The organism is Bacteroidetes bacterium endosymbiont of Geopemphigus sp. (genome assembly GCF_002904345.1).
GTDB lineage: Bacteria > Bacteroidota > Bacteroidia > Flavobacteriales > Blattabacteriaceae > GSPS2-BC2016.
This window is the reverse complement of the sequence record NZ_PEIH01000005.1, coordinates 24,737-38,114: the sequence shown is the minus strand read 5'-3', so window position 1 is coordinate 38,114 and position 13,378 is coordinate 24,737. Positions and strand designations below refer to the sequence as shown.

Below are 13,378 nucleotides of genomic sequence, written 5' to 3'. Positions count from 1 at the left end.
AGGAAAAGTAATCAACGTAAGAAACCCCAATTCGTTTTTAACGAAATTTTTCCCTCGAGGGAATTCCACTTGAAGTTCCCGAAGATAAACTGCTTGACTTTAAGATCGAAAACTTTATCCTGAAAAAAACCTTATCCTTTATATATCATCCCCCCATCCGGTTATATTAAGTCAACGCACAACACTAGTTATCTGAATGAAAATCAAATTCAGACCCTCAAAGACTCATTGAAGAAAATCATACAGAAAACACACAGATAAAGCGCAAATGCCTCCTATTGAACATATTAAAATCTCTGATCTTTATCAGGATTGGTTTCTCGATTATGCTTCCTACGTTATTTTAGAACGCGCTATTCCTTCCCTTTACGATGGTCTTAAACCCGTACAGAGAAGGGTAATGCATTCTCTCTGGGAACTCTTGAGGACGGCCGCTATAATAAAGTAGCCAACGTGGTAGGAAATACTATGAAGTATCATCCCCACGGCGATGTCTCTATAGCTGACGCTATGGTGCAAATCGGGAAAAAAGAACTTCTAATCGATACAGGGGGAACTGGGGCAATATTTATACAGGAGATCGCGCGCTGCCGCGGCAAGATATATAGAAGCGCGTCTGAGCTCTTTTGCCCTGGAGGGTCCTCTTTGATCCGAAAATTACCCAATGGCAGTCTTCTTATGATGGAAGAAATAAAGAGCCGGTTTATCTGCCAGTAAAATTCCCCATTCTTTTAGCCCAGGGAGTTGAAGGTATTGCTGTAGGGCTCTCCACTAAAATTTTTCCTCATAATTTCAATGAACTAATTAATGCGACCATCGCCCATTTATGTGAAAAAAAATTCGAACTTTATCCTGATTTTCCTACCGCTGGGCTTATAGATATCAGCCAATACAATGACGTACAAAGAGGCGGTCGTTTAAAAATTCGAGCGCTTGCTATTCGACAAAAAAGCTTGAACCAGCTGTGATCATCAATAAAATTCCTTTTGGAACTTCTACACCTTCCCTTATTGAATCCATTATTAAAGCAAATGAAAAGGGCAAGATTAAAATTCATAAAATCGAAGACAACACCTCTGATAAGGTCGAAGTTCTCATACATCTAGCTTCGGGAAGTGATGTGCAGAAAACCATCTCAGCTCTCTATGCCTTTACCGATTGTGAGATCTCCGTGTCGCCAAAAGCCTGGTGTTATCGACGAAGAAAAACCGCGCTCTTCCTCAGAGTCTCTGATATCCTCAGAAAAACTATAGATCATACCGTATCGTTGCTTAGAAAGGAATTGGAGATCACTTTGCATGATGCCCAGGAGGGGCCTGGCATTCAGCTTGTCTTGAACACATCTTTATCGAGGAGTGGATCTATCGCAAAATTGAGGAGCAAGAAACCTGGGATGGTGTGCTTAACGGCATCCATAAAGGTTTGGCACCCAATACGAAGAAACTATTTCGGGAGGTTACCGAAAAGAAGATTTAAGTCGATTGACCTAAATACGCATTAAAAGAATTTCACGTTTTGATCTGGATAAATCACAAGAAATCATTAAAAAATTTGAGATAAAGATTATTCAAACGAAAAGACATCTGGCTTATCTTACAGATTATGCTATAAAATATTTTAATAATCTTCGTAAGAAATACGGCGAAACCCGTGAGAGAAAAACACAAATCGTTCGTTTTGAGAAATATACACCTGGCGAGCGTTGCCTTGCCCAATATCAATCTTTATATAAATTACCGAGAAGGATTTATCGGAACGACACTAAAAAAAGAGGAATTTTTGTTTGAATGCTCTGATTTGGATGAGGTGATCATTTTTCGAAAAAACGGAGTAATGATGATTACACGCGTATCAGAAAAGGCATTTGTAGGCAAAGATATCTTATATGTTGGTCTATGGAAGAAGAAAGATGAGCGAACTATTTATAATATGATTTATCGACACGGGAAAAAAGGTCCTGTTTTTATGAAGCGATTCACCGCCACCGGATTAATACGTGATAATCAATATCAACTCATACAGGCTGAAGAAGGCTCTAAAGTGCTTTACTTCTCAGCCAATACCAATGGAGAATCCGAAGTGGATATATACTTAAAAGGTGGATCACGCGTTAAAAAACAATCTTTTACTATAGATTTTGCCCAGTTGCTCATTAAGGGAAAAAACGCCAAGGGTAATCTGCTAACAAAATATCCGGTAAGAAAAATAAGCTTAAAAAGCTATGGCACCTCTACCCTATCGGCTCGGGAAATATGGTTTAATGAAGAAAATTACTCTCTCAATAGTGAAGGAGTTGGAAAACTATTAGGAAATTTTCAAGGAGAGGATCAATTGCTGGTTCTATCGCCAAGGGGTATAGCAGAGCTTATTCGCATAGATTTGGGACGATCCTTCACTGAAAAGCCTTTGTTTTTAGAGAAATGGCAACCCGGAAAAGTGTTTTCCTGTATTTACTTCGACGGAGAAAAAAATAATTATTTTCTTAAACGTTTTTTAATAGATGAAAAAGCAAACCCAAAGGCTTTTTTTATAGAAAATCATAGAGAATCTTTCATACAATGGATTTCTTCATGTTCCGAGGCGCATATCGAGCTCATTTTTACCTCTAGTAATACAGAAGATAAGAATTCTCAAAGAATACGCCTTACTGAATTTACGCCCGTAAAAAATATTAAGACCAAAGGCAAAGTGCTCTCTAAAATGACTATACGATCGATAAAAATAAATGAACTTTTCAAAGAGAAAGAGGAAAATTTCTCTAGTAAAAAAAGCGAAAGGGATTAAAAAGGAGAACAAATCAGTTTAAGATTATAAAAATGGAATCAAGCACATATTATACTTTGGACAATAATCATAAAAGGTTTTAAAAATGAATTTTTTTCAATCGCTATAAATTTAATATAAGCACTATCCTTGAGAAAAAGCAATGCGAAAGGTTACTCACTTCAGGTTTTTTGCATGCTGATTGGGCTCATCTTTTTTTTAATATGCTCACACTCTATTTTTTTGGACCGGTGGTGATCAATCATTTCTCCAACAATTTATTTTTATTCATTTATTTCGGATCTATACTGGGGGGGTGGCTCTTCTGAGTCTCTATACAGAAAAAAACAGACCCTCCTATAGCGCTATCTGGGCTTCCGGAGCGCGATTAGCAGCATTCTTTATGCTGCGATAGCTATGACCCGAATTTAAAAATGATGGTTTTTCGCTTCCCATTGCCTTGCCCGGCTGGTTATTTTCGGTCGCTTATTTAGCTTACCCAAGCTATATTTTCGGAATGCGCAATGCTTTGGGAAATACAAGATACAGCGCTTACCTGAGAGGAGCAGTTTCAGGACTTTTACCTACATTAGGGACCTTTCCTGAGCTGTTTTACATCAATAAATTATAATATTATGCTGGCGCTTCTTCCGGTAATTTACTGGTTGTTTATTGAAATAAATAAATGATAAATATTATAATTTTACTAAAAAAATAGATCTTCTATATACTGTGAAAATTCTTTAGAATGTTTACTATTTAAATGAAGGCCTAAATGATTTTTACTCTCCAAGATTTCGTAGAAAAAGAAAATACTCTGATCCTCCAGACTCTGATGCAAATCGTATTGAATACAACCTTCTTCTTTTCGGGTGGGGGCACAACCAGTGCTGATAAACTTTTTTTAACCTCCTCTGCTTTTTAAGATTTTGCCGTGATTTTCACGATAACACTTAACATATTTTTTATTTATAAAAAAGAAGTTTCTTTCGGGCGCGTTGTAAATCTTCTAAAGTGTCAATACCTATAACCTTATAGGTAGTTCTCACAATTTTTACCTTACGTCCGTGCTCAAGAAAACGTAAACATTCAAGCCGCTCAGCCCTTTCATTAGCTAATATAGGTAAACTGGTAAAGTCTATGAGAGCTTGTTTGCGAAAAGCATACACACCTATATGTCCTAAGTAATCTGCTCTTTCTTCACCTTCTCTATAATATGGGATAGACGAACGCGAAAAATAGAGAGCAAAGTCATTTTTATCTGTAACCACCTTCACCCGATGAGGGTTTTGAATATCGAAAGGATCTTTTAAGGGATGCGCCAAGGTAGAGAGCTGAATATCCCCCTTAATATCTTTCTTGAAAACCTTTAACAACTTTTCGAGCGCCCTGCGCTCTATAAAGGGCTCATCGCCTTGCACATTAACAATGATATCAGCCTCTAGATCTTCAGCAATTTCCGAGATGCGATCAGTTCCCGTATGGTGCTGTTTTTGACTTATCAATACCCTGGCACCATGGCTGTTCATCTCATGAAAAATAGCCTCGCTGTCGGTAATTACCATAATCTCATCAAATAATTCCATGGCGGAAACTCTTTCGTAAGTAGTTCTAATCACGGTTTTCTCACCAAGCCTCTCCATAAGCTTTCCTGGAAAACGACTGGCCTGGTAACGTGCCGGTATAGCTGCGATGCACCTCATAAAATGTGTTTTTCACAAAAATAGCATTATTTTTACAGTGCTTTAAATCTAAAAATTTAAGCAAAAAAACCATATCATGCTTTCTACATGTTTTCTATTCGCTTTGATGCAATGGGTTTTTCTTATTAGTACTGTACAAGGTAATAAAATAAGGCATAAAGGTCGATTCTGGTGTGATGAGATGTCCCTTGATGAGCAGATAACTCAAATGCAAGAGCATATAGAGCGATATCCGCATCTCAACGAATCTTTTGAAAAAGTTGCCATAAGTTTTATAAATGGCTGGCAAGTGCTTGTTCCAGAAGTCTTTTGTAAAGAAGAGCGAGAGGAAGAATTGCTGGAGTTCAACGCTTTTTTAAAAGCACGTACGCCTTTGAAAAAAAAATGATCTTCCTTCCTATGGTACATAGCTAATTTTTAGCTATGTCGAAAGGCTTGAATAATCGATAAAAAAAAGATATGCCAGATTTTCCCTTTTTCATTTTGGTACTCTGCTATTATCCTCTTTGGCTTGTAAAGAGGATAATATGAAAATGCATTTATTTTTTTACCCCGGGTAGCTTGATATGGTAATATTCAAAGGAAAAAAATTGTTGCTTTACAATGATTTTATCTATCATACTCCAGAAGAAATACTCTACTATGTGCTTTTTGCTGCAGAGCGCTGGAGCCTTAGTCTGCATAAACTTCCAGGTTATACATTGGTGGACATATTTGCTCTCACGATGCCGTTTTCGAATTGCTAGCTTACTATTTAGGTAATATGAATATGAAATGGAGGAAATATTCGTCGCTATTTACTTGTTAGAACCGAAATTTTACAGACCTATTACCATCTACTATCCCCATTAGAATGCGAATTATCTCCGGAAAACTAAAGGGTCGAAAACTTACGCCACCTAAGAATCTTTCTTTGCGTCCCACCACAGATCGAGCCAAAGAAGGACTTTTCAATATTCTATCGCATAAACGAAATTTAGAGAATCTTATTATACTAGATTTATTTTGTGGAACAGGAAATATTACTTGTGAATTCGCCTCAAGAGGCGTATTAGAGGTACAGGCAGTAGACAGCCATTTTCATTGCGTACAATATATTCAGAGCACTTTAGAGAAATTTCAGCTTACAGAACAGTGCAAAGTTTTTCAAGAAGATGTCTTTGTTTTTCTCAGTAGGATGCCTTTAAAACCTTATGATCTGGTTTTTTCGGATCCTCCTTATGATCTTTCAGCTGAAAAATTGCAATATCTGATTAAAACTCTTCTGCATAAGGACTGGATAAAAGAAACCGGTTGCTTGATATTAGAACACTCAGGTCGATGGAAAGTTCCTGACGTTCCCTTTTATACAAGCTATACGAAAAAATATGGAGGAGTTCATTTAAGTTTTTTTGAAAAGGAATAAAATGATTAGATTCGCAGGAGTTTTTCGGGAAATTTATGAATAGAAAAACTTTTATATAACATTTTAACGCTCTTCTGATTTTCCTTATTTTCCCTCGTAAAAAATATTCTAAGGAAAAAGATCAGGATACAAAATACCCTCGAAAACATGTCTGAACAGACAGAAGAAATCAAAAAAAAGACCACTGCTGAAAAAAATATCTATTCTAACATAAATGTTCCATTAGAGGAATTCGACTGGAGCGTTCATGAAAGTGGCATAAAAAGTGAAGAAAAAGAAGGAAGAGAAAAAATAAAGGCCCTCTATAACGAGAATCTGAGCACTATTAACGAACATGAAATACTTAAAGGAGTGGTCACTAAGATTCTTGAAAAGGAGGTCATCGTAGATATCAATTTCAAATCTGAAGGTGTTATTTCCCTAAACGAATTTCGTGACAATCTCCATCTTAAAGTAGGTGATGTCATCGATGTAATGGTGGAAAAGCGCGAACATAAAGGCCAACTCATTCTTTCTCATCGAAAAGCGAAAACTTTGCGCGCTTGGGAGCGTGCCAAAGAGGCCTATAAAAACGGTGAAATCATTACCGGAAAAATTACCGGGCGCACCAAAGGCGGAATGATTGTTAAGGTGCTTGATCATATAGAAGCTTTTATGCCCGGTTCTCAAATCGATCATAAGCCACTTTCAAATTTTGAAGCTTTCTTTACGGAGGCTTATAATAAAACGATGGAATTCAAGATCATCAAAATTAATCATGAGTTCAAAAATATCGTGGTATCTCATAAAGCCCTTATAGAAGCGGACATCGAAAAGCAGAAAAAGAAGTTTATGTCCGAACTTCAACCCGGACAAGTGATCATTGCTACGGTGAAGAATATTACCGGTTATGGTGCCTTCTGCGATATGGGAGGTGTGGATGGTCTGGTGCATCATACCGATATTTCCTGGAAACGCATCAATCACCCTTCAGAGGTACTTAAGATAAACCAGGAGGTTAAAGTAGTGATTCTGGATTTCAATGAAGAGAAAAATCGCATACAACTCGGTATGAAACAGCTTCTTCCACATCCGTGGGATAATCTAGATGAAAATATTAAACCTGGAGATAAGATAAAAGGTCGTATAACAGCCGTAACTGAATACGGTGCGTTTGTAGAAATCGAAGAGCATCCAGGAGTGGAAGCCCTCTTGCATGTATCTGAAATGTCATGGTCTAGTCAATTGAGATTAGCAAAAGATTTTGTAAAAGTAGATGATGTTATAGAAGGTGTTATACTTACGCTTGATCGTCAGGAAAGAAAGATGTCATTGGGTATGAAGCAACTTACACCAGATCCCTGGATTGATATTAAGAATAAATACCCAGCAGGTTCAAAACATCTAGGTATTATAAGAAATTTTACTAATTATGGCATATTTGTAGAACTTCAGGAAGGGGTAGATGGTATGGTGCACAATTCAGATCTATCGTGGTCTAAAAAGATAAAACATGCCTCAGAGCTTTTCAAAGTAGGCGATTCTATAGAGACTGTAGTTTTGGAGCTCGATATCAATAGTAGACGCCTGAATATAGGGCATAAACAATTGAATCAAAATCCTTGGGAGATTTATGAGAAAAAGTATGCCCTTGATAGCATTCACATCGGTAAGATTACTGATTTATTTGATAAGGGCGCAACTATTCAATTTGAAGATGAGGATATTCAAGCATTTTCCCCCTTTCGTTATCTTGAAAAACAAGACGGAACACGTGCAAAAAAAGACGAGGAGCTGCCTTTTAAAGTGATAGAATTCAGTAAAGAATTTAAGAGGGTCGTAGTAGCTCATACCTCCACCTTCCGCGATGAAGAGAAAAAGAATGTTGATGAGGTCATGAAAAAGCAACGCGTTGAGAAATCCACCTTAGGAGATCTTGATGGACTTGCTAAGCTTAAAAAACAAATGGAAAGAAATAATTGAGTCATTTCTTTAAGTATATTCTCAAATATAAAGGTCTTAAGATCTCTATATTTTATGCGTCTTTTTCAATTAACGTCATGAAAAAACCATCATGAGTACTTTGCGCAGGGGAGACTTCCTCTTGCGAAAGACAACGATAGTCAGGGAACTCTTTTAAAAATTGGTTAATCTGTTTTCTATTCTCTGAAGGAAGAATAGAACAAGTAGCATACACTATTTTTCCTCCTTTTTTGAGCATAGGAGTGTATTTTTTTAAAATACAAGCCTGTAAAATAAGAATTCTTTCAAGTTGAGATTTACTAAATTTCCATTTAAGATCCGGACGGCGGCGCAAAGTGCCTAATCCAGAACAAGGCACATCTAAAAGCAAACGATCGGCATAATTATAAAACGATGGTATTTGTGTATCCGAGTGATCTATACAAAAAGTCTGGATATTATATACCTTATTTCTATAAGCTCTTTTTTTCAATTCAATAAGTTTACTTTTGGAAATATCCATAGAAATAATGTGACCTTTATTTTGCATAAGCGCGGCAAGATGTAGACTTTTGCCTCCGGCACCAGCGCAAGCATCAATAATTTGCATACCCGGCTTAACATCTAATAAATGAGATACCTTTTGTGAGGAAGCATCTTGAATTTCAAAAAGCCCTTCCCGATAAGATTTGGCTCCGACCAAATTTTTTCGACCCTCTACCAGCAAAGCCTCAGGATATTCTTCCAAGGTTTCTGTAATGATCCCTTCTCCAAAAAGTCTTTCCTGGAGGCTTTTCCGGTCTATTTTGAGTGTATTGACACGAATGATTGTATTGGCAATTTGGTTAAGCGCTTCCATTTCCAAAGGCCAACGAGTTTTCAATTCATTCATTCCTAGAGTATCTAACGTATCGGGTATAGATAAGGCTATAGCTCTCGGAAAAGCAGCTCTCTCAGAGAGCGTAGGAACACGTCCCTTTCTCTCGAGCCAATAGTTTAAGAGCAAGTGAATATTTTCCTCGGTTAAATGCTCTATACCTGCCATAACCTTCACAAGCCTTTTCCAACGAACGATATCATAGATAACCGTAGCTACCTGGGATCGGTCACGACGCCCCCAAAGACGATTTTTCCTTAGAAGATGCCTTACCACTTTATCAGCGTACCGATATTCAAATAATATAGCTCGCAATCCTTCAAGAATTCCTTGAATTAAATTATTATGATGAATATTCACACTATTTCCGGTTTATTCCAATAAATTTGTTGGATCATAACATCAGGCAAACCGATTTTTGGGATATAAATCTTTTCAATGCCTGCATATTTCATAATACTGTAGTATATATCCAGAGCCGGAACGATCACATCAGCGCGATCCGGCTTAAGATGATATTGACAAACGCGCTCTTCATAAGTAAGCAAAGAAAGCCTGGAGCGCCAGGTCTTTACTTCATCAAACTTAAGAGGCGTATGCTCATTCTTACCGGAGAGTTTAAATAAGCAGTTGATGTTTCCTCCTGAACCTATAGCAACAGCGCTTTTAAGAACTGAATCGCGCTCCTTCAGCCAGGGAGCCACGTTTGAAGATAGAAAATCTTCTTTTACCAATTGATTTAATAAACGCACACTTCCTATAGGAAAAGAGTGAGAAGCAAGAATTTTACCTTTATGAAAAAGGTTAAGTTCAGTACTTCCACCTCCTACATCTATATACAAATAAGTACCCTTTTTATCGATGTAATCATCTAGTTCAGTGTTGAGTATAATATTTGCTTCCTTACTTCCATCGATCACCTCTATATTAATATCACAACGCTTTCGTACCTCTTCGATGATCTCTTGACTATTTCGGGCATCGCGCATGGCGGAAGTGGCATAAGCAAGGTATTCTTTTACATCGTATACCTTCATAAGTAAAGCGTAGGATTGCATTGCATCTACTACACGTTCTATATTTTCAGCAGAAATCTTTTTTTTCATAAAAGCATCTGTACCTAAACGTACAGGAGCGCGTACCAATGCCGTTTTATTGAAAGCCACACCAAAAGGGCTTTCTATAACACTGCTGATAAGAAGTCGTAAAGCATTAGATCCCAAGTCTATAGCGGCATAATTATTGATTTTCATCTCTTAGCTTTTTTTTTAAATATCGATAGATTTCAAATTGCGCCCGAAAAGAAGTAGTTTTTAAATTATTTTTCTGTAAATCTGGCCAGTTTCTTTTTTTAGTATCATCCTTAAAATAACATTCAAAAATATCTTTCAGATTTTTTTTTAAGGATAAGTCATAAACAGGAATCGATAATTCAACCCTAAAATCAAGATTACGTGGCATCCAGTCGGCTGAAGAAATATAGATAAGGTCTTCTCCTCCATGAGCAAACCAATACAGGCGTGAGTGTTCTAAAAATCTATCTACCAAGCTAATGGCTTCGATATTTTCGCTTAATCCAGGCAACCCAGGAACAAGCGAGCTGATGCTCCGAGCCTGTATTCTAATCTTTACCCCTGCTTGCGAAGCCCTGTACAATTGATCAATCAACGGTCTGTCACATAAACTGTTCATCTTTAAATTGATATAGGCAGGCAAGCCCTTTTTTACATTTTCAATTTCCTGTTCGGTTAAAACCTCCAGCTTAGGGCGCATTTGATTGGGTGAGAGTAATAAATGTTCATAATTAGAGGACTTATAGTTAGCATCGAAAAATTCAAACACTCTTTTAATTTCCCTGGTAATGCGTGGATCTGCCGTAAATAGGATAAAATCGGTGTAAAAAGTGGCGGTTTGCTCATTGAAGTTCCCTGTTGAAGTAACGGCATATCGTTTAAGATTTCCCTTTGAAACACGCTCTATATAGCACATTTTGGAATGTACTTTCAAGCCTTTTACGCCAAATATGATCTCTACGCCATGATGCTGTAGCCTTTTAGCCCAATAGATATTATGAGCTTCATCAAAACGGGCGCGCAATTCAATCATGGCTATTACCTTTTTTCCATTACGCGCCGCGTTGATCAGAGCGTTCATCACCTGAGAGTCATCTGATACGCGATATACCGTCATTTTAATGGTTCTTACTTTCGGATCGATAGCGGCCTCGCGCAAAAACTTTACAAAAACCGAAAAGCCGTGGTAAGGGGTACACAAAAGTTGATCGGAAGCATCCACTACTGAAAAGTAACTGTTGGCATGGTCAAAAGCTACCGGTAAAAATGGAGTCATTTTCTCATAACACAGACGGGCGTTATAAGCAGGAAAATTCATGAGATCTCTGCGATGGTGGTATTTCCCACCCGGAATCATACTATCATACTCATCAAGTTCCATTTTCTCAGTTAGGTAATTAAGCGTATCGTAAGGGATATTTTTATCATATACCAAACGAACAGGAGCGCCTTTTTTACGTCTTTCTACGCTACTTGCCATTTTTTCTAGGAAACTCCTGGAGAGATCATTATCAAGAGAGAGTTCCGCATCTCGTGTAATTTTTATTGCATAGGCATCAATACTATCAAAACGAAATATTGAAAAAATCTCCTTGAGGTGATAGCGGATGATATCTTCTAGAAATATAAAATATTGACGATGTCCTTCAGAGGGCAATTGAATAAAACGTGAAAACATATTGGTAGGGACCTCTAAAAGAGCATACCTCGATTTTTTCTGAGCACGCCACATCTTTACCGCAAAATAAAAAGCATCATCAGTAAGATGAGGAAATTCGTTGAGATCGTCTAAAATAAAAGTGACAATAAGATGGCTGATTTTTTCGTGAAAAAATTTCCCTATAAATTGTTTTTGCTTTTCAGAAAGAGAGCGCTCAGTAAGCACAAAAATGTTTTCATTCTCAAGTTCACCTAAAATACGATGGTACAAGCGCTCGAAATGCTCCATGTGATCTTTTACCAAAGCATTGATTTCACTAAGAAGCTCTTCAGGAGTTTGCTCATCGATAATATTGTTATATTTTCTGTCTTTAAGTAAAGCTGCTCTACGAATACTTGCGTAACGCACCTTGTAAAATTCGTCTAGATTATTAGAAAAAATACCCAAAAATCGAAAGCGCTCTATAAGCGGAACCTCAGGATCCGCTGCTTCTTGTAGTACACAAGCATTGAACCGAAGCCAGCCAATTTCACGATTGATATAGCATTTATCTTTTTCCTCTTTTGTTAAAAGATGTCCTGTTTTATGACTCATACAATATATTTAGGCTTAATGAGCTTTTTTAAATGGCCTCTTTCGGAAAGATCTTTCCATCTATTAATTTTAAAATGCATTAAGGCTACTGCCGTGGCAGCTAAATTATCCACAGGAGTATCTCCAAGATCATTTACAAAATCGCTAAACGCTCTTTTATGACCAAAAATGATCACATTTTGAAGATAATCATCTAAAGAAAGAATACTGGTTTTTAAATCCTCGAGAGAAAATGTGTAAAGGAATTCCTCTATCCTGAGCAAGGGCAAAGGATGAAAAACACGCACAAAAACAATAGTTGTATAGACCGCGCGACTTACCGAACTGCTTATCCAGAACTGAGGAAGGTCCTGATAATGTTTTCGAAAAAAATTAGCAGTTCTATAGGAGGATTGTATTCCGGAAATCGTTAACTGACGATCTCTTTCGGAGGTATAAGACCCATTAGTGGCTTGCGCATGACTTACCAGGATAAGCTCTTTCATCTGGTCATAAAATTCAATTTTCTGTGGCACACCTCTCCAAAAAAATAGCCAAAAACTGCGCCTGCCCCCATACCGAAAATTACATCCAGTGGATAATGAGCTGCAAGATATATGCGGCTATAAGCCACTAGCGAAGCCCAAAAAATAAGAATAAAATTTAGGTGTTTTCCAAAGCTATGAAAAAGCTTTCCAAGAAATACCGTTAAGGCAAAATGATTAGCTGAGTGAGCAGAAAAAAAACCATAAGATCCGCGGCACATCCCCTGAATCAATCTAATTTTCTCAACCAACGAAGGCTCATGGCAGGGACGATACCTTTTAAAGGTATATTTAAAGAGATCAGCGCTCTGATCTACACATAAAATAAGTCCCCCTATAAAACAAATAATAAAAAATGCCTTTTTCCAGCCCCATAGATGATAAAATAAGAGTATCAACAATAAATAAACGGGAAACCAGCTTTCCATACGAGTGATATACACCCAAAAATTATCCATAAAAGGCGCACCTAAATGGTTAATATAGACGAGCAAGCGCTCATCGACCTTCAAGAGATTTTTTAAAAGAGAAAAATTTTCAATCATCGCGTTTAACTGAACCCGTAAAAGTTTCGTCTATCTCTTTTGTAATCTTTTTCGTTTCCTGCTCTACTTTATCTTTCAAATCCTCTCCGCGCTCTGAGGCCTCCCATATTTGCTGTTTAATTTCCTGGGTGATGTTTCGAAGATGTCTTATCCCCTCTCCCAGGGATCGCGCTACTTCAGGAATTTTTTTAGGCCCGAAGATCAACAGTGCGACAAGGAGTATGAAAAAGCTCTGCTCAAAGCTAATAAACAAAAAAATCATGGGCTTGAAATTTCTAATTCAAAATTAGAAA

General features: G+C 37.4%; 14 protein-coding genes and 1 pseudogene. 7 read left to right on the top strand and 8 right to left on the bottom strand.

The features are described from left to right. Positions 1 to 268: 268 nt before the first annotated feature. The 3 genes and pseudogenes from CS842_RS07760 to CS842_RS07755 all read left to right on the top strand — a co-directional run. A pseudogene (locus CS842_RS07760) lies at positions 269 to 1,312 on the top strand (DNA gyrase subunit A); the annotation flags it as partial. A 365-nt stretch (positions 1,313 to 1,677) separates the two neighbouring features. Further along, positions 1,678 to 2,784 (top strand): hypothetical protein, encoded by a 1,107-nt coding sequence (locus CS842_RS07090; RefSeq protein WP_241518411.1) that lies wholly within the window; start codon positions 1,678 to 1,680, stop codon positions 2,782 to 2,784. 89 nt (positions 2,785 to 2,873) lie between these two features. Continuing rightward, the gene (locus CS842_RS07755; protein ID WP_430537311.1) at positions 2,874 to 3,092 is read left to right on the top strand and encodes a rhomboid family intramembrane serine protease; all 219 of its coding nucleotides are present in this window, start codon (positions 2,874 to 2,876) and stop codon (positions 3,090 to 3,092) included. 377 nt (positions 3,093 to 3,469) lie between these two features. Here CS842_RS07755 and CS842_RS07565 read toward each other — a convergent pair whose 3' ends face one another. Continuing rightward, complete coding sequence (locus tag CS842_RS07565; protein WP_195909819.1) at positions 3,470 to 3,604, bottom strand: hypothetical protein; 135 nt, start codon at positions 3,602 to 3,604, stop codon at positions 3,470 to 3,472. Positions 3,605 to 3,728: 124 nt separating this feature from the next. Further along, entirely contained in the window at positions 3,729 to 4,466 is a 738-nt protein-coding gene (gene kdsB / locus CS842_RS01425; RefSeq protein ID WP_103327082.1) for a 3-deoxy-manno-octulosonate cytidylyltransferase, read from the bottom strand. A gap of 76 nt (positions 4,467 to 4,542) precedes the next feature. Here kdsB and CS842_RS01420 point away from each other — a divergent pair, with 76 nt between their 5' ends. The 4 genes from CS842_RS01420 (at position 4,543) to rpsA (ending at position 7,833) form a co-directional block, all read left to right on the top strand. Then, on the top strand, positions 4,543 to 4,854 hold the full coding sequence (locus tag CS842_RS01420; protein ID WP_103327080.1) for a DUF3822 family protein: 312 nt from the start codon (positions 4,543 to 4,545) through the stop codon (positions 4,852 to 4,854). A gap of 178 nt (positions 4,855 to 5,032) precedes the next feature. After that, positions 5,033 to 5,212: a DUF3822 family protein gene (locus tag CS842_RS07750; RefSeq protein ID WP_103327078.1), complete on the top strand. Its 180-nt coding sequence runs from the start codon at positions 5,033 to 5,035 to the stop codon at positions 5,210 to 5,212. 107 nt (positions 5,213 to 5,319) lie between these two features. After that, on the top strand, positions 5,320 to 5,871 hold the full coding sequence (locus tag CS842_RS01410) for an RsmD family RNA methyltransferase (RefSeq protein ID WP_103327076.1): 552 nt from the start codon (positions 5,320 to 5,322) through the stop codon (positions 5,869 to 5,871). Positions 5,872 to 6,018: 147 nt separating this feature from the next. Continuing rightward, the gene (rpsA, locus tag CS842_RS01405) at positions 6,019 to 7,833 is read left to right on the top strand and encodes a 30S ribosomal protein S1 (RefSeq protein ID WP_103327074.1); all 1,815 of its coding nucleotides are present in this window, start codon (positions 6,019 to 6,021) and stop codon (positions 7,831 to 7,833) included. A 52-nt stretch (positions 7,834 to 7,885) separates the two neighbouring features. On the opposite strand, the gene CS842_RS01400 is transcribed toward rpsA, so the two are convergent. The 6 genes from CS842_RS01400 to CS842_RS01375 are packed head-to-tail and all read right to left on the bottom strand — an operon-like array spanning position 7,886 to position 13,347. Next, a complete protein-coding gene (locus CS842_RS01400) occupies positions 7,886 to 9,049 on the bottom strand; it encodes an RsmB/NOP family class I SAM-dependent RNA methyltransferase (RefSeq protein ID WP_103327072.1) in 1,164 nt (387 codons plus the stop codon). Further along, on the bottom strand, positions 9,046 to 9,942 hold the full coding sequence (locus tag CS842_RS01395; protein ID WP_103327070.1) for a Ppx/GppA phosphatase family protein: 897 nt from the start codon (positions 9,940 to 9,942) through the stop codon (positions 9,046 to 9,048). Before CS842_RS01395 ends, CS842_RS01400 begins: the two co-directional genes overlap by 4 nt. Then, positions 9,929 to 12,016, bottom strand: a complete 2,088-nt coding sequence (gene ppk1 / locus CS842_RS01390) for a polyphosphate kinase 1 (RefSeq protein WP_103327067.1) — start codon at positions 12,014 to 12,016, stop codon at positions 9,929 to 9,931. Before ppk1 ends, CS842_RS01395 begins: the two co-directional genes overlap by 14 nt. Further along, positions 12,013 to 12,501, bottom strand: a complete 489-nt coding sequence (locus CS842_RS01385) for a SixA phosphatase family protein (RefSeq protein WP_103327065.1) — start codon at positions 12,499 to 12,501, stop codon at positions 12,013 to 12,015. Before CS842_RS01385 ends, ppk1 begins: the two co-directional genes overlap by 4 nt. Further along, entirely contained in the window at positions 12,498 to 13,085 is a 588-nt protein-coding gene (locus CS842_RS01380) for a phosphatase PAP2 family protein (protein ID WP_103327063.1), read from the bottom strand. Before CS842_RS01380 ends, CS842_RS01385 begins: the two co-directional genes overlap by 4 nt. Beyond that, entirely contained in the window at positions 13,078 to 13,347 is a 270-nt protein-coding gene (locus CS842_RS01375) for a Sec-independent protein translocase subunit TatA/TatB (RefSeq protein WP_103327061.1), read from the bottom strand. Before CS842_RS01375 ends, CS842_RS01380 begins: the two co-directional genes overlap by 8 nt. Positions 13,348 to 13,378 lie beyond the last annotated feature (31 nt).